Source organism: Chitinophaga sp. (assembly GCF_036569125.1).
Classification (GTDB): Bacteria; Bacteroidota; Bacteroidia; order Chitinophagales; family Chitinophagaceae; genus Chitinophaga.
On the sequence record NZ_DATCRF010000009.1, the window covers coordinates 1 to 17,211 of the forward strand.

At 47.1% G+C, this 17,211-nt stretch carries 18 protein-coding genes; 7 read left to right on the plus strand and 11 right to left on the minus strand.

Features of this window, described 5'->3' with window-relative positions; all coding sequences use genetic code 11:
* Positions 1-1,230: C-terminal helicase domain-containing protein (locus VIM87_RS00265; protein WP_331995022.1), on the plus strand; the 1,230-nt coding region annotated here is incomplete at its 5' end.
* Positions 1,231-1,340: 110 nt separating this feature from the next.
* On the opposite strand, the gene VIM87_RS00270 is transcribed toward VIM87_RS00265, so the two are convergent.
* The 3 genes from VIM87_RS00270 to VIM87_RS00280 form a co-directional block, all read right to left on the minus strand.
* A complete protein-coding gene (locus tag VIM87_RS00270; protein ID WP_331995023.1) occupies positions 1,341-2,387 on the minus strand; it encodes a Gfo/Idh/MocA family oxidoreductase in 1,047 nt (348 codons plus the stop codon).
* 14 nt (positions 2,388-2,401) lie between these two features.
* On the minus strand, positions 2,402-2,689 hold the full coding sequence (locus VIM87_RS00275; protein ID WP_331995024.1) for an SdpI family protein: 288 nt from the start codon (positions 2,687-2,689) through the stop codon (positions 2,402-2,404).
* A 78-nt stretch (positions 2,690-2,767) separates the two neighbouring features.
* Positions 2,768-4,315, minus strand: a complete 1,548-nt coding sequence (locus VIM87_RS00280) for a helicase HerA-like domain-containing protein (protein WP_331995025.1) — start codon at positions 4,313-4,315, stop codon at positions 2,768-2,770.
* Positions 4,316-4,501: 186 nt separating this feature from the next.
* Here VIM87_RS00280 and VIM87_RS00285 point away from each other — a divergent pair, with 186 nt between their 5' ends.
* Both VIM87_RS00285 and VIM87_RS00290 read left to right on the plus strand, forming a co-directional pair.
* The gene (locus tag VIM87_RS00285; RefSeq protein WP_331995026.1) at positions 4,502-5,005 is read left to right on the plus strand and encodes a DUF2975 domain-containing protein; all 504 of its coding nucleotides are present in this window, start codon (positions 4,502-4,504) and stop codon (positions 5,003-5,005) included.
* Between the two features lie 2 nt (positions 5,006-5,007).
* Positions 5,008-5,241, plus strand: coding sequence for a helix-turn-helix transcriptional regulator (locus VIM87_RS00290; RefSeq protein ID WP_331995027.1), 234 nt, complete (start codon positions 5,008-5,010; stop codon positions 5,239-5,241).
* 105 nt (positions 5,242-5,346) lie between these two features.
* Here VIM87_RS00290 and VIM87_RS00295 read toward each other — a convergent pair whose 3' ends face one another.
* From VIM87_RS00295 to VIM87_RS00330, 8 genes are all read right to left on the minus strand, one after another.
* Entirely contained in the window at positions 5,347-5,727 is a 381-nt protein-coding gene (locus VIM87_RS00295) for a co-chaperone GroES family protein (RefSeq protein WP_331995028.1), read from the minus strand.
* A gap of 252 nt (positions 5,728-5,979) precedes the next feature.
* Entirely contained in the window at positions 5,980-6,819 is an 840-nt protein-coding gene (locus VIM87_RS00300) for an MBL fold metallo-hydrolase (RefSeq protein WP_331995029.1), read from the minus strand.
* An 87-nt stretch (positions 6,820-6,906) separates the two neighbouring features.
* Positions 6,907-8,205: an MFS transporter gene (locus VIM87_RS00305; protein ID WP_331995030.1), complete on the minus strand. Its 1,299-nt coding sequence runs from the start codon at positions 8,203-8,205 to the stop codon at positions 6,907-6,909.
* 125 nt (positions 8,206-8,330) lie between these two features.
* Positions 8,331-8,948, minus strand: a complete 618-nt coding sequence (locus tag VIM87_RS00310; protein WP_331995031.1) for an ABC transporter ATP-binding protein — start codon at positions 8,946-8,948, stop codon at positions 8,331-8,333.
* Positions 8,932-9,732, minus strand: coding sequence for an acyl-ACP--UDP-N-acetylglucosamine O-acyltransferase (gene lpxA / locus VIM87_RS00315; protein WP_331995032.1), 801 nt, complete (start codon positions 9,730-9,732; stop codon positions 8,932-8,934). Before lpxA ends, VIM87_RS00310 begins: the two co-directional genes overlap by 17 nt.
* A 2-nt stretch (positions 9,733-9,734) precedes the next feature.
* Entirely contained in the window at positions 9,735-11,153 is a 1,419-nt protein-coding gene (locus tag VIM87_RS00320) for a bifunctional UDP-3-O-[3-hydroxymyristoyl] N-acetylglucosamine deacetylase/3-hydroxyacyl-ACP dehydratase (RefSeq protein ID WP_331995033.1), read from the minus strand.
* A gap of 25 nt (positions 11,154-11,178) precedes the next feature.
* Positions 11,179-12,228, minus strand: a complete 1,050-nt coding sequence (gene lpxD / locus VIM87_RS00325) for a UDP-3-O-(3-hydroxymyristoyl)glucosamine N-acyltransferase (RefSeq protein ID WP_331995034.1) — start codon at positions 12,226-12,228, stop codon at positions 11,179-11,181.
* A gap of 83 nt (positions 12,229-12,311) precedes the next feature.
* Entirely contained in the window at positions 12,312-13,538 is a 1,227-nt protein-coding gene (locus VIM87_RS00330; RefSeq protein ID WP_331995035.1) for an HD domain-containing protein, read from the minus strand.
* 523 nt (positions 13,539-14,061) lie between these two features.
* Between VIM87_RS00330 and VIM87_RS00335 the strand changes: the two genes are divergently transcribed.
* From VIM87_RS00335 to VIM87_RS00350, 4 genes are all read left to right on the plus strand, one after another.
* Entirely contained in the window at positions 14,062-15,615 is a 1,554-nt protein-coding gene (locus tag VIM87_RS00335; protein WP_331995036.1) for a bifunctional response regulator/alkaline phosphatase family protein, read from the plus strand.
* Between the two features lie 105 nt (positions 15,616-15,720).
* Positions 15,721-16,056, plus strand: a complete 336-nt coding sequence (locus tag VIM87_RS00340; protein WP_331995037.1) for a hypothetical protein — start codon at positions 15,721-15,723, stop codon at positions 16,054-16,056.
* The gene (locus VIM87_RS00345) at positions 16,053-16,814 is read left to right on the plus strand and encodes an MBL fold metallo-hydrolase (protein WP_331995038.1); all 762 of its coding nucleotides are present in this window, start codon (positions 16,053-16,055) and stop codon (positions 16,812-16,814) included. The genes VIM87_RS00340 and VIM87_RS00345 overlap by 4 nt, the downstream gene beginning before the upstream one ends.
* Before the next feature lie 77 nt (positions 16,815-16,891).
* Positions 16,892-17,211: hypothetical protein (locus tag VIM87_RS00350; protein WP_331995039.1), on the plus strand; the 320-nt coding region annotated here is incomplete at its 3' end.

Below are 17,211 nucleotides of genomic sequence, written 5' to 3' on the forward strand. Positions count from 1 at the left end.
GTACCCGGCTGCGCCATTGTATACTGCCGCAACCGCAAACGTACCCGCCAGCTGGCCGACCTGCTGCACTTACAGGGCATTTCCGCCGCGCACTACCATGCCGGTTTGCCGCCGGAAGAGCGTACGGCCCGGCAGGAAGCCTGGATCAAAAATGAAGTGCGGGTAATGGTTTGTACCAACGCTTTTGGAATGGGTATTGACAAACCCGATGTGCGCCTGGTGATCCACTATGATATGCCCGACAGCTTGGAAGCATACTACCAGGAGGCGGGCCGTGCCGGCCGTGATGAGCAGAAAGCCTATGCTGTGCTGTTATACAATGAGCCGGAACTTGCAGAGCTGCAGGAAAGGATTGCACAACAATACCCTACGCTGCCGGAAATAAAACACATTTACCAGTGTATAATGAACTACCTGCAGGTGCCGCTAGGCAGCGCAGAAGGCCTGTATTTTGATTTTGACATTAATGAATTTGTAAAACATTTTCAGTTAAATATTACCACCACCTACAGCGCTATGCGCATACTGGAGCAGGAGGGTATTTTGCAGCTGAGTGAAAGTGTGTACCTGCCTTCCCGCGCCATGTTCATCACTGACCGGGAAACGCTGTATGCTGTGGGGGAAACACAGCCCGCGCTGGACCCGCTTATAAAAGCATTGCTACGCACCTACGAAGGTATTTTTGATATTGAAGTACGGGTATTTGAAAAGCAGCTGGCCCGCATTTTACGGCTGCAGGAGGAGCAGGTAACAGAAAAGCTGCAGCAGCTGCACCAGCGCGGTATTATCCTATACCGGCCTAAAAAAGATGAGCCGCAGCTTTGTTTTTTGCAGGAGCGTTTGCAGGCGCAGTACCTGCGCGTTAATATGGAGCGTGTAGAGGAGCGCAAACGTACCTATACAGAAAGGCTGCATGCCATGTTCCGTTATGTACGTAACCGGCAAACCTGCCGTACACAAGCGCTGGTAGCCTATTTTGGGGAAGATGAAAATAAGGAGTGTGGTATTTGCGACATCTGCACCGCCCGTAAGCGCAAACCGGTGACTGAAACGGAATTTGAGCGTATAGCCGCGTTAGTTATAGAACAGCTGCAGCTGCCTATGCACCTGCCCTTGCTGCTTGAACAGCTGCCTGGTATAGAAGAAGACCGTATTTTAGATGTATTACAATTCCTGGTATCAGAAGAAAAAGTAACCCGCGACAAAGATGGAATATTGAAGATGAGATGATGTGATTAATGTGCTAATATGCTGATGTGCTAATGTGCTGGTTAGATTAAATTGAAATCTTGGCTTCAATCATATATACCAGCACATTAGCATATTTGCACATCGGCACATTAAAGATCTATCGCTTTTCTTTCTTTACTGCTCTGGAACGCCGCTTCAATAATTTTTATGATCCGCAGGCCATCAGCCGCAGGAACCGGGTTCCTGGCGCCATTTACCAGCGCATCGTAAACATCCTGGTAATAGTTCAGGTAATTGCCGGTAGGTGAGGGCAGGAACTGTTTTACAATTTTCCCATCTTTCTCCGTGTGCAGCAGGCCCCATTCATGAATGCCTTCTTCGCCCCAGCCCGGGCTGTTAGGCAGCAAACCTCTTTGCAGCTGCGCTTCCTGCACATCTGCCTTGGTTTTAATGAAAGAGCCTAAACGGCCATGGAACTGGTACGAGGGCATGGGTTCCCTTACCAGGTAGCTGGTATGCAGCCTTACGCGCATGTTGTCATAATAGAACACCAGCTCAAAATAATCATCCACTACAGATTCTTTGCGGATAATGCGGATGTCGGCCCACACACTTTTAGGCATGCCAAACAGCAGCAAAGCCTGGTCTATAATGTGTGCACCCAGGTCGTATAATGCACCGGTGCCTGGGTTCGCAGTTTCTTTGTGCTTTTTATAGCTGAGCTCTTCCCGGAAACGGTCGTAATGAATTTCTGCTTCCTGTATATCGCCCAACACGCCGGACTGCACTACTTCTGTAATGATCTTATAATCGCTATCATAACGGCGGTTATGGAATACGCTTAAGAACAATCCTTTGGATTTGGCCAGCTCCATCAGCTCCTGTCCTTCTGCAGAAGTAACGGTAAAAGGTTTTTCTACAATTACGTTCTTGCCTGCTTCCAGCGCAGCTTTAGTATATGGGTAATGGGTATAGTTGGGCGTGTTCACTACGATCAGGTCCAGGGCGGGATCCTTGATCATATCTTCCACACTCCGGTATACTTTTACGTTAGGATATTTTTCCCGGGCTAAATTCTTACTTCTTTCCACTACTGCTGCAAATTCAAATCCGGGGTGTACGTGTATAAACGGTACGTGGAATATTGTTCCAGACATGCCATAAGAGCAAACGCCTGTTTGAATGATCCTATCCATATGGTAGTTGTTATTTAGCGATGGTTACCAAAATTGCTTTTCAGCTTTCGCTCCGTAAGATATAAAGGCAGGGCTGTAAAAACAAGTACCAGCAAAGTAGGCAGCAGTACAATAAGGCTGTGCGTAGCTGTAATGGGCAGGCATAGCAGCGCCAGCACCAACAGGGCAATACCGCTGTAAAAAAGCTGCTTACCGGCATATACCTGTGCAAAATCCCAGGCCGCCTGGCTTTTCATGGAGCGCGGTGTACGATAGCCCATCAAGCCGTTAATGCGTTTGGGAGGCTGCTTCCATAGCCACATTCCGCAGGGGATAAATATTAATCCGGTAACGCCTAATACGATGGTGAAAATATGATGGGTAAATTCCATAATAGTATCTTAGAACCAGCTGCCCTTTTTCTTACTTCTGCCACCTAAGCCCAGGGCGCCTAACAGGCTGCGGGTAATTACGCTGGCGGCTGTACGGCCCACCTGCCTGGCTACGGGGCTATCCAGCACACTTTCCAGCACGCTCTTTTCTTCTTTGGGCCGGCCGGCTTTGGGAGCAGGAGCAGCCGCGGTTTTTTCTGCGGCTTCTTCCAGCTTAGCGGTTAGTATTTCATACGCGCTCTGGTTATCTATTTCCTGGTTGTATTTTTTAGCCAGCTTAGAGCCGCTTACAAGGCTATCCATTTCTATGCTCGTTAATACATCCATCCGTGAGCGGGGCGAGATGAGCATGGTGGCAGCCAGCGGCGTAGGTGTGCCTTTTTCATTCAGACAGGTGATCAGCGCTTCACCAATACCTATCTGCGTAAGCAGCTCATCGGTTTTATAAAAATCAGATAAGGGATAGTTCTCTGCGGTTTGTTTAATGGCCTTACGGTCATTGGCGGTAAAGGCGCGCAGGGCATGCTGCACTTTCAGGCCTAATTGCCCCAGCACAGAAGGCGGCACATCCATAGGATTTTGCGTACAGAAAAAGATGCCTACCCCTTTGGAACGAATGAGCTTAATAATGGTTTCTATCTGCTGCAGCAGCGCGTCGCTGGCTTCCTGGAAAATGAGGTGCGCTTCATCAATGAACATTACCAGCTTGGGCTTATCCATATCGCCTTCTTCCGGTAAAGTGGCATAGAGCTCTGCCAGCAGGCTAAGCATAAAGGTAGAGAAGAGTTTGGGCCGGTCCTGGATATCGGATACACGCACAATAGAGATCATACCGCGGCCATCATCGCTGATGCGCAGCAGGTCATCCACCTCAAAAGACTTTTCGCCAAAGAATAAACCGGCGCCCTGTTGTTCCAGCTCAATTACCTTACGTAAAATGGTACCGGTAGAAGTAGTGGATATTTTCCCGTAGTCTTTTTCCAGCTCAGCCTTTCCTTCTGCTGCTACGTACTGCAATACCTTTTTAAAATCTTTCAGGTCCAGCAGGGGCATTTTAGTGTCGTCACAGTATTTAAAGATCATGCCTACCAGGCCTGCCTGCGTATCATTCAGCTCCAGTATCTTGGATAATAATACAGGACCAAACTCACTAACGGTGGCGCGTAAACGGGCGCCTTTCTCCTGGCTCAGGCTCAGGAGTTCTGCAGGGTATGCAGCCGGCGACCACTGGCCGCCTATTTTCTGATAACGTTCTTCAATCTTAGGGTTATTGGCGCCGGCAGCTGCAATGCCGCTCAGGTCACCTTTTATATCCATCAGCAGCACCGGCACGCTGGCATCACTTAAACCTTCTGCTATTACCTGCAGGGTTTTGGTTTTACCGGTACCGGTGGCGCCGGCAATTAAACCGTGCCTGTTCAGTGTTTTCAGGGGAAGGTTCACATCTGCACCGCTCACTACTTCGCCATCCAGTATGGCGCAACCCAGTTTAAAATGTTCTCCCTTAAAAGTATAGCCGCTTTTGATAGCTTCCAGGAAGGCTGCCTGATTTGCCATGGTGTATAAAATTTGCCTGAAAGATAGCTTAATTTTTTACAGTTAGTATAACCGGTTGACAGATAATAGGCATTATCCTTAAAAGGATATTATTTATCGAAAAACGATAAAAATATTTTGTGAAATGATAAAAGGCTTTTACCTTCATTTTGAAATCAGATCAATTTAAAATTTAAAATACTTACTATGAAACGCAGCCACGTAATGATGCTTCGCATGCTGTTCTGGGCATTGAATATTGTTATTGCAGGTGTAATACTTTTATTCTTATATCCGGTGTTCTTAATGTTCAGAGAAATGCATTCCAATCCGGCCATATCCGGCTCTTCCGGGATGATACTATTTGGCGTTTTTTTGAGAGCTTTTTATTTGGGAGGGCTGATCTATATATTGGTACTGCTCAATAAAACAATATTCCGCATCTTAAAAGGCCATGTGTATGACCTTTTTAACCTGCGTAACATACGGCGTATTGGCTACCTGTTATTGCTGGCGCCTGTTCCAAGCATGTTATTTGCATTGCTGTTAATAGCCGGTAGCGAAACCGGGGGAGGCATGGGCGTTATGATGTTCCTGGATGGAATACTGAATTACTGGCCTTATTGCCTGTTGGGTGTTGGTCTATTAATAATGGCTGTCATCTACAAAAAGGGAATTACCTATAAACAGGAGCTGGAGCTAACCATATAATTATGCCGATCGTTGTAAACCTGGATGTGATGCTGGCTAAACGTAAAATGTCGCTCACTGCTTTGAGTGAACAGGTAGGCATTACCATTGCCAACTTAAGTGTGCTGAAAAGCGGTAAGGCAAAGGCCATCCGTTTTTCTACCCTGGAAGAGATCTGTAAAGTATTACACTGCCAGCCGGCCGATATATTGGAGTATGTAGGGGAGAGGGAGCTGGCGGAAAGGAAACTGATTTAATGTGCTGATGTGCTGATATGCTAATGTGCTGATCGGACTAAATGAAAAATTTCACTTCAATCATTCTTACCAGCACATTGGCATATTAGCACATTAAGCAATTAATTACAGGTCTTCCTCCCTTTCCAACATCAATATTGCGCTTTGCGGTACTATAAAGTATTTATCGCCCTGGTACACTACTTCAGTAGAGCCGCTGATCAGGAAAATAGCCAGATCGCCTTCTTTGGCCTGTAAAGGAATATATTTTACTTTTTCTTCTTCCGGCTTCCAGGATTCTGTTTCCTCGGCAGGTACCGGGATGGCGTAACCCGGGCCGGTTTTGATCACGTATCCCTGCTGCACTTTTTCCCGTTCTCCTACACCGGGCGGCAGGTATAACCCACTGTCTGTGCGCTCATTAGGTTGGGAAGGTTTGATCAGCACGCGATCGCCTACCACGATCAGCTTCTTCAATTTATTATCGGGTGTGAGATGTATAGCCATTTGATTTGCTCTTTTCAGACCAAGGTATATCAAATTGCGTGCAGGAGGGGGTGGGAGTGCCATTCTGGCACAATTACGAATTATTAAATTACGAATTACGAATTGGGTTGAGCGCAAGAGAATGTTTTCAGGGAAAATCAGGAAGGGCAATTACGAATTGGGTTTAGTGTACAGAGATGTTCAACATTAGAGCCAATCACCTTCTCCGCTGCATTTAATTCGTAATTCGTAATTGAATAATTTGTAATTAACCTAGATCTCTTTTAATGCAAACATGTTGTCCGTTCTGATCCCCCGTTCTGTTTGCTGCAGGGTACAGCACTCCACTTTCGGATCGTGCTCAAAAAACAGGATGTACTTGTTATCCAATGCTTCCTGTAAAAAGCTTTTCTTTTCCTGCAGCGTGGTAAGGGGAAACATGTCATACGCCATCACATAGGGAATAGGCAGGTGGCCTATGGAGGGCAGCAGGTCGGCCATGTAAAGGAGGGTCTGGTTCTTATAACGGATCTGCGGCAGCATCATGGCATCGGTATGGCCATGCACAAAACGGACTGCTATATTTTCAGTGAACTTAATACCATCCTGCTGATCAATAAATTGCAGCTGGCCGCTTTCCTGGATGGGTAAAATATTTTCTTTGAGGAAAGATGCTTTTTCCCGCTCATTGGGTTCCGTAGCCCATTTCCAGTGATCGGGATTACTCCAGTAAACGGCATTTTTAAAGGCCGGCGCCAGTTTATCGCCCTCCCGGATAATACTGCCACCGCAATGGTCAAAGTGTAAATGCGTCAGGAATACATCGGTGATATCGTCCCGGTGAAAGCCGTGTGCCGCCAGGGAGCTGTCCAGCGTGGCATTGCCATGCAGGTAGTAATAGCTGAAAAATTTTGCATCCTGTTTGTTGCCAATACCAGTGTCTACCAGTATCAGGCGGTTGCCTTCTTTAATAAGCAGGCAGCGCATGGCCCAGGTACACATGTTATTATCATCAGCGGGGTTCAGCTTATGCCAGATGCTTTTAGGCACTACGCCAAACATGGCCCCGCCATCCAGTTTAAAAAATCCTGTATCTATTGTGTAAAGTTCCATGGATAATTAATAATTAAGAATTAATAATTAATATCAGTACATCACCTCTGATGAAGGTACGTTAAATGCAGTACCAAATATTAATTCTTAATTATTCATTATTAATTCTTTTTTCTGCTTCAGCAGCGCAGAGATGATCCAGCCTAAACCAATGGCAAAGAACACCATCAGGGCCAGCACTGAGTTACGCATGCTGCCGGTCAGCTCTTCAATATAACCAAAGCTGAACATGCCTACCACAATAGCCAGCTTCTCCGTTACATCATAATAGCTGAAAAAGGAGGTAGTATCTTCTGTTTCGGGCATTAGCTTGGCATAAGTTGAACGGCTCAGGGATTGCACGCCGCCCATTACAATACCTACTGCAACGGCCAGTATATAAAAATCAGTAGCGGTTTGCATACGGTAACCGGCTACGCAGATACATAACCAGAACACTATAACGCCGATCAATACACGCAGGTTCCCGAATTTGCCGGAGAGCCGCGCTATACCCCAGGCGCCAAATACGGCTACCAGCTGTATCACCACTACGGCTATGATCAGGTTGGTGGAGGGCAGGTTCAGCTCCTTGCTGCCAAACAGTGTGGCGGCCAGCATTACGGTTTGCACGCCCATGCTGTAAAAGAAGAAACCGCGCAAAAAGCGTTTTAACACCGGCATCAGCTTTACCTGTGCATATACTTTCCGCAGCTCAGAGAAACCTTCTTTAAAAGCGCCGCCATAGTGTGTTTGCACGGTGGCTTTGGATGCAGGTAAACGGCTGAGGCTAAACAACGCAAAGCCCAGCCACCAGATGCCTACCAACAGAAAGGTTACCCTTACCGGTGTAGCGCCCGTTAATCCAAAAGGGTGTACGGCTACTAATACAAATCCTATAAGCTGTAGGATCACGCTGCCAATATACCCCAGCGCAAAACCCTTCGCGCTGATGCGGTCACGGTCTTCAGGAGCAGCTATTTCCGGTAAATAAGAATTATAGAACACCAGGCCGCCGCAATAGCCTACAGTGGCCAGCAGAAAGCAAATGGTGCCGTATTCTACATTATCGCCATAAAATAAAAACAATGCGCTGCAGGCTACACTGCCCAGTAAGGTAAAGCTGAACAGGAAATTCTTTTTATTACCGCGTGTATCTGCAATAGAGGACAATATGGGCGATAGTAATGCAATTAACAAATAGGCTGCTGCAGATGCATAATCATACAAAGCAGAGTTCACAAACTTCATCCCGAAGAAAGGAATGATCTCGCTCTTAAAATGATCTTTGGTAACTTCTGTAAAGTAAATAGGGAAAAAGGTGGTGGTGATCACCAGGTTGTAAACAGAATTGGCCCAGTCATACATGGCCCATCCGTTGATCACTTTTTTACTGGCTGTCTGCATAGTAATTACGAATTGTCAATTACGAATTACGAATTATGTAGTGCGTGAAGTATGTACCTAGAAGAATTATGAATTACCCGTTACAAATATGCCTTTTACCCTCATGTACCACCCCATTCGTAATTCTATTTGTAATCTACGATCTGGATCCGTTCCGGGCACATATAATATTCCTGCTCATCATTGGAGCTTACGATCAGCATGCGCTGCCCGCAATATTGCTCAATTAAATGCTGGTACAGCTGTACGCCGGCAACATCCAGGTTGGTGCAGGGCTCGTCCAGCAGCAGTACCGGCACATCGGAAAAAATGGCCAGGGCCAGCTTAATACGCTGTTTCATGCCGGAAGAAAAATAACGGAGCTGCTTGTCCATCGATTTTTCCAGGCCTACCATACCCGCTATTTCCTTTTCGGTAATACCCGGCAGCAGCGTTTTAAACTGCACATGGAATTGTATGATCTCTGCCAGGGTAAATTCTTCTATAAGCTCAAGATAGGGTGCTGCAATAGCACAATAGCGGAAAAACGCATCGTTCTCGATGGGCTTTTCCGCTATGCTATAAGTAACGGTACCTTCATTATGATGCAGGTGACCGCTGATAACCTGTAATAAAGTAGATTTTCCTGATCCGTTAGGCCCCAGGATGGCATAACGCCCGCTATCCCTGAATGTAAAGGATATACGACGGAAGATCCAGTCGTAATTAAAGCGCTTGCCTGCCTGGTTAAGCGATATCGTCATTGTTACGGGTGGTATAACCTTTCATCACACCCCGGCCGGAATCGCGTATAAAGGAAAGGATCTCATCCCGTTCGTCCGTAGCCGGAAATTCGGCTTCTATGATGCTGATGGCTTTTGATACATTGTAGCCTTTCACAAATATTACGCGGTAAATATCCAGGATGTGATTGATCTTTTCCAGGGAAAAACCGCGGCGTTTCAATCCTATTGAGTTTACGCCCACATAGGAGAGAGGCTCGCGCGCTGCCTTTACATAAGGCGGCACATCCTTGCGCACCAGCGAACCGCCGGTTACAAAGGCATGATCGCCTATCTGGCAAAACTGGTGCACAGCCACCATACCTGCCAGCACCACGTAATCACCTACGGTGATATGGCCTGCCAGGGTAGTATTATTAGAGAAGATGCAGTTGTTGCCAACTTCACAGTCATGCGCAATATGGCAGTAAGCCATGATCAGGCAGTTCTTGCCAATGGTGGTTTTCCACCGGTCTTTGGTACCACGGTTAATGGTCACAAATTCACGGATAGTGGTGTTATCACCTATTTCTACCGTGGTGTCCTCCCCTGCAAATTTCAGATCCTGCGGAATGGCGGATATAACGGAGCCCGGGAATATGCGGCAGTTCTTGCCGATGCGGGCGCCTTCCATAATGGTAACGTTGGAACCTATCCAGGTGCCATCCCCGATCTCCACATTCTTGTGAATAACGGTGAACGGATCAATTTTTACATTAGGCGCAACTTTGGCGTCCGGGTGAATGTACGTAAGCGGGTGGATCATGCTTATTTGCCTTCTCTAGTTTTAATGATTTGTGCTACCAGGTCAGCCTCAGTGACAACCTTGTTACCGACAAATACGGTACCCCGCATTTCCACAATACCCCGCCTGATGGGGCTCAGCAGCTCCATTTTCAGGATCAGGGTATCACCCGGCAATACTTTCTGTTTGAATTTACAGTTGTCTATTTTCAGGAAGTAGGTATCATAGTTCTCGGGGTCGGGCACCGCGTTCAGCGCCAGTATGCCGCCGGCCTGTGCCAGCGCTTCTATCTGCAGTACACCGGGCATTACCGGGTTACCGGGAAAGTGGCCCTGGAAAAAATATTCATTGAACGTTACGTTCTTGATGCCCACTACCTGGGTATCCGTAAGGTCTATGATCTTATCCACCAACAGGAAAGGATAGCGGTGGGGCAGTGTTTTTTCTATGCGGCGCAGGTCAAAAATGGCAGGCTGGTTGGGATCATAGGTAGGAATGTCCCGTACGTGCTTGTTCTTTTTGATATACTGTTTGATCTTCTTTGCAAACTCCACGTTGGAGGCATGTCCCGGGCGGTTGGCAATGATATGCGCCTTAATAGGAAAGCCTACCAGGGCCAGATCGCCCACCACATCCAGCAGCTTGTGCCGGGCCGGTTCATTGGGGAAACGCAGCTGTATATTATTCAAAATGCCTTCACGCTGTACCGAGATCTTTTCACGCTGAAAAGCCTTGGCCAGGCGCTGCAGCTCTTCTTCCGTTACCGGGCGGTCTACCACCACAATAGCATTATTGATGTCCCCGCCTTTGATCAGGTTCAGGGACAGCTGGTATTCCAGCTCATGCAGGAAGCAGAAGGTGCGGCAGGGCGCTATTTCCTTACTGAACTCCTGCAGGCCTTTTAAGTTGGCGTGCTGGGTGCCCAGTACAGGTGAGTTAAAATCTATAAGGCAGGTAATGCGGTAGTCAACAGCAGGCAATGCCACCATTTCTACTTTCTTTACCTCGTCGTAATAAGAGATATTGGTATCTAAGGAATAATAGATCTTTTTAGCATCCTGCTGCTGGGCGCCTACTTCATCTATCACTTCCACAAAAGGCTGGGCGCTGCCGTCCATAATGGGTACTTCCGGGCCATTCAGCTCTACCAGCACGTTATCTATACCGGTGCCGGCCAGGGCTGCCATAATATGCTCTATGGTGCTTACGCGGGCGCCGTTATGTTCTAAAGTGGTGCTGCGGGTGGTGTCTACTACATAGTCCACATCCGCTTTTACTACAGGTTGTTCCGGGAGGTCTATACGCTGGAACTTAATACCAAACCCGGGAGGGGCCGGTTTCAGGGTCATATTTACTTGCGCTCCCGTATGTAAACCAACACCCGATATGGTTACAGGTCCTTTAAGTGTATGTTGGTTCTGCGACTCTAAATTTTCCATCATATTGTTTTACTGTTAACTAAATCCTTCAAACCCCTTCCCGCTCGGAGAGAAGTTGTTTTACCATGTCTTCCAGCTCCTTTACCCTTTTTTCAAGGTCCGGCAAATTTCTAAAAATTGCCTGACTTTTCAGCGAACTTTTATAATCGAACGCCGGGGAGCCTGTCAGAGAGGTGTTTGGATTAGAGATGGATTTGGACAAGCCGCTCTGTGCATTTATTTTGGTATTATCTGCTATGTGTATGTGGCCTACCATGCCTACCTGCCCGCCTATTACACAGTTCTGGCCTATTTTGGTGCTGCCGGAAACCCCTGTCTGGGCGGCAATTACCGTATTGGTGCCAATGTCTACGTTATGGGCTACCTGGATCAGGTTATCCAGCTTTACGCCCTGGCGTATAACGGTAGAGCCCATGGTAGCGCGGTCTATGGTAGTATTAGCGCCTATTTCCACATCGTCATGGATCACTACATTGCCAATTTGCGGTACTTTTTTGTAGGAACGGTCTTCCTGGGGGGCAAAGCCAAACCCATCGCCGCCAATTACGCAGCCGGCATGTAAGATCACCCGTTTACCCAGCACACAGTTATCATACACCTTTACGCCGGGGTAGATGGTAGAATCGTCATTTACGATCACATTATCGCCCAGGTATACACCGGGGTAGATCTTTACATTATTACCCAGCACTACATTTTCGCCCAGGTACGCAAACGCACCTACGAAAACATTAGCGCCTAATTTTACTGAGCTTGGAATATAGGAAGGTTGTTGTATGCCTGTTTTGTTGCCTACCATTTGCTTATACTTTTCCAGCAGCAGGGCAAAGCTGCTGTAGGCGTCCTTTACCCGTATGAGCGTGGGTTTCACGGCGCCTTCGATCACCAGGCTTTCATTCACGATCAGGATAGACGCCTGCGTGCTATATATAAATTCTTCGTATTTAGGATTGGCAATAAAGCTGAGCATTCCATTGCCGGCCTCTTCTATTTTGGCAATGTTGCTCACTTTTACGTCCGGGTTTCCCTCCAGCTTACCATCTAACATGGTCGCTAATTGTACTGCGCTAAACTGCATAGTTAAAAGTTATAAAAGTTACCCTCACCGGATTGTATAAAGTTATTCTTTAACATTTTAATTCCTTATAAAACGTTGCTTACCTACATTTTTGGATGACAAATGTAGAATTTTTTTACGGGTATAGCCAATGTATGGCTCACCAGGGCATTGTCTATAGAAGAAATATCTTTCACCGTTCCATCCTTAAAAAGGATATTGATCTGTTCATCCTTGATATTATACGCTCTTAAGCTGGCAGTTCCCGAAAATACCAGGTAATCCAGCTCACTGCCCTCCAAACCCCATTTCCGCTGTACCTGGTTCTTCAGCACCGCTATTGCATCATCCTCAAATGCCTCATTACTCAATATACATTTCAACAAATTCCTGTTTATCAGCCAGTTGCACAAAAGCGACAGTACCTTGTCCTCATGTTGCGCCCATACTTTAATGGCGCCCATGATATCATAATCATCCAGCAAACAGAATTGTTGCAGACAGGCCGGTTCCTGCTCAAAATTACTGGCCGTAATGGTATGATACAGAAAGTATTGCAACGGAGGGGAAGCAAATAGCTCTACTCCCTTTAGCGCTAATTCCTTTGCCCGCACCAGGATCTTCACCAGCATATTCTCCGCGCTGAGCACCGTTTTGTGCAAATACACCTGCCAATACATCAAGCGCCGCGCCACAATGAACTTTTCTATCGAATAAATGCCTTTTTCCTCCACCATCAGCTCCCCGTTATGCACGGTGAGCATTTTAATGATCCGGTCATAGCCAATTACGCCTTCTGATACGCCGGTATAAAAGCTATCCCGGTTCAGGTAATCCATCCTGTCCACATCCAACTGGCTGGAAACCAATTGATGCAGGAACTTTTTATGATAGCGGTCATTAAATATTTCCAGTGTAAGGCTCAGCGCTCCATTCATCTGCCGGTTCAGGTCCTCCATCAGCCAGCGGCCAATAGCCTCGTGCGATACCCCTTCTATAATGCCGTGCTCCAGTGCGTGTGAATACGGTCCATGTCCTACATCATGCAGCAGAATAGCCATCCTGGCCGCTACCTCCTCTTCCTCCGTGATCGCTATCCCCTTCCCTTTCAGCTCCTGCAGGGCGCAGCTCATCAGGTGATAAGCGCCCATACTGTGGTGAAAGCGCGTATGCATGGCGCCCGGGTACACCAGGTGCGCCAGGGCCATTTGGTGTATACGCCGCAACCGCTGGTAGTACGGATGGGAGATGAGGTTAAAGATCAACGGATGATCTATTGTTATAAAACCATACACCGGGTCGTTTACAATCTTCCGCTTACGCTCCGTCATTGTATTATAAGCTCTTTGCTGATATACAAAGCTACAGTTTCAATCGGTAACTTTTTCTAATGTATAGACGATTAATGAATAAATCACCCCTACATGTTACTGCGGCCAGGATCCATTTTTTATGAGAGGCCTTTGCTGACAGCCATACAATGGCCTGACCGGCCATTCTGAATAGAACGTTTAAAGCGCAGAAAGTTTATTGGTCCGGGCCGGAATTTCACTATTTTAACAAAACTTTTAATATGTTGCGCGCCAACGAACTATGCTAGCTGACAGTTCTGGTGTTATTGCCAGGCGTTAGCCTTAAAAGGCCGCTGCTCCTGTAAAAGTGAAACTGCCCGTAGTAAGATCGAAACAGCTAAAAGCATTGCTTAAATAAAAGCGCTGTAGGGCAATCTCATGTTTTAACAATTCGTTGATAGTGCCGGGGAATGATTTTTGCCTGAAATAAGGTTAAATTGTTCCGGTTTGCGGTACTTACCAGCTGCAATTTTCCATTTCCTTACACTATCAATAATTGTACATGAGCCAAATAAATATACTTTGGGTAGATGATGAAATAGAATCTTTGAAATCACAGATCATGTTCCTGGAAAATAAGGGCTATAAGGTATCGGCCCTTACCAACGGGTATGATGCGCTGGAATTTCTGAAAGACCAGGTAGTGGATGTGGTGCTGCTGGATGAATCGATGCCCGGTATTACCGGCCTGGAAACGCTGGGAAAAATTAAGGAAATAGATCAGCAGATCCCCGTGGTAATGATCACCAAGAACGAGGCGGAGAATGTGATGGACGATGCCATTGGCAGCCAGATCACAGACTATCTAATAAAACCTGTGAACCCAAACCAGGTGCTGCTTTCTCTGAAAAAGATCATAGACAATAAACGCCTGGTAGCAGAAAAAACCACCATCGCCTACCAGCAGGAGTTCCGCTCGCTGTTCATGGCGCTGAGCTCTAACCCCGACCAGCAGGAGTGGATGGACATTTACAAAAAGCTGGTGTACTGGGAAATAGAAATGAGTAAGGCTAACAGCCCGGAGATGCTGGAAGTGTTCAACACGCAAAAGGCCGAAGCCAATACGGAATTTGCCAAATTCATAAGCCGCAACTATGCAGATTGGGTGCACCCCAAGGCTAAAGATGCACCTGTGATGTCGCACACCCTGTTCCGCGATAAGGTAGTGCCCAACCTGGATCCCGAGGTATCGAACTTTTTTATACTGATAGATAACCTGCGCTATGACCAGTGGAAGGCTATCCTGCCCATTTTCCAGGAATCTTTCCGCCTGGTGGAAGAGGATAGTTTTTACAGCATACTGCCTACCTCCACCCAATACAGCCGCAACGCCATTTTTGCCGGTATGCTGCCGGTGGATATTGAAAGCAAATTTCCCGTGCAGTGGAAGAATGATGATGAGGAAGGAGGGAAAAACCTGTATGAGGAAGAATTTTTTGCCGCCCAGCTGGCGCGTTTGAAAATGGACGAACGTTTTTCCTACACCAAGGTTATTAACCATAACGACGGGCAGCACCTGGTGAACAACGTGCATAATATGCTCAATTACCCGCTGAACGTGATCGTTTACAACTTTGTGGATATGATGAGCCATGCCCGTACGGAAATGGAAGTGCTGAAAGAGCTGGCCGGCGATGAAACCTCTTACCGCTCCATTACTACCAGCTGGTTTGAGCACTCGCCCCTGCATCAGGCCCTGAAACGCATTGCTGATAAGAAGATCAACCTTATTATAGCTACAGACCATGGCAGCGTGCGGGTAAAAACGCCCGTTAAGGTGATAGGCGATAAGCAAACCACCACCAACCTGCGCTACAAACACGGGCGTAACCTGAACTACGATCCTAAAGAGGTGCTGGCTTTCCGCGACCCCCGGGAAGCGGGTTTACCCAAGCCGAACGTAAATTCATCGTATATATTTGCCCGTGAGGATGGTTACCTGTGCTACCCCAACAATTACAACTACTTTGTAAATTACTACCGCAATACCTTCCAGCACGGCGGCATTTCCCTGGAGGAGATGATTGTGCCGGTAGCGAGGTTGGTAAGTAAATAATGTGCTAATTTGCTGATGTGCTAATGTGCTGGCATATGCTGAGTGCAATAAAATCAGCACATCAGCATATTAGCACATCAGCACATTAATATTTATTTTTGCAGGATGAACATTAAAATCACACCCAATAACCTTACCCGCCTGGAAAAGATCTTTGATGAGGCCAAGTATGTGCTTCGTTTTGAGAAAGGTACGTTTACCTCCGGGTATTGTGTGTTGGAACATAAGAAGGTGGTGGTGATCAATAAGTTCCTGAACCTGGAAGGGCGTATCAATACTTTGCTGGACATTTTGGGCAGCCTGCAGCTGGATTCCACGATGCTGAGCCCCGAATCGGCCAAGCTGTACCAGCAGGTGCAGAACAATAAGAATATTGCTGACGCAGAAAACCCCGGCACGCCGGAACAGTTGCCACCTTCAGAAGAACAATCCGCAGAATGAAGATCACTTTTCTTGGAACAGGCACCTCACAGGGGGTACCGGTTATTGCCTGCAATTGCCGGGTATGCACCTCTCCCGATAAAAAAAATACCCGCCTGCGCAGTAGTATCCTGGTTGAATCTGAAATAGGAAATATTGTAGTAGATACCACGCCGGATTTCCGTTACCAGATGTTGCGGGCACAGGTAAAACACCTGGAAGCGGTGCTTATTACCCATTCTCATAAAGATCATATAGCCGGTATGGACGACATACGGGCCTTCAACTATTTTCAGCAAAAGCCCATTGATATTTACGCCACTGATTTTTCGCAGAACGCCATCATGCGGGAATTTGCCTATGCTTTTGCCGATTTCAAGTATCCCGGCATTCCGGAGCTGAACCTGCAAACCATTACAGACGAGGCTTTCAGCGTAAAGGGCTTTTCCATCATACCCATACAGGTTATGCACCACAAAATGCCGGTGCTGGGTTTCCGCTTTGGCGATTTTACCTACATTACGGACGCCAATTTTGTAGCCGATGAGGAAAAGGAAAAGATCATAGGTTCCAAAGTGCTGGTGCTGAACGCGCTGCGTAAGGAAAAACATATCTCCCACTTTACCCTGGATGAAGCCATAGCCCTGGCACAGGAGCTGCAGGTGCCCCAGGTATATTTTACCCACATTAGCCACCAGCTTGGCCTTCATGAAGAAATAAATGCAGAGCTCCCGGCTGGTATGGCGCTGGCATATGACGGGCTGGAGGTGGGGGAATAGTCCATGGTCCATGGACGCTACCTTAACTCCGGATTAACCTTCCCACATCCCATCAAGGCCTAACTTGGCATCTTTTTATGGAAAAAAGATCGCTGCGGGAATACTTTACCTTCACCAAAAGAGAGCGTACCGGTATTATTGTGCTGCTGGCACTCATTGGGCTATGCCGCTGTATACCGCTGGTATGGGAAGCATATGCCACGGTAACAGTGAATACCGACAGCAGCTTTCTTGCAGAAGTAGCTGCATTTGAGCAGCAGCTAAAAGCGGCGGACACACCTGCGCAACGCACTTTTTCATATAACCGTAACCGGTATCCCAAAAAATGGGACCGGCCGGCAAATGGCTACCAGCATAGCTTTCACCGAGATAGTCCCTATGTGCGCAAAACATTTAC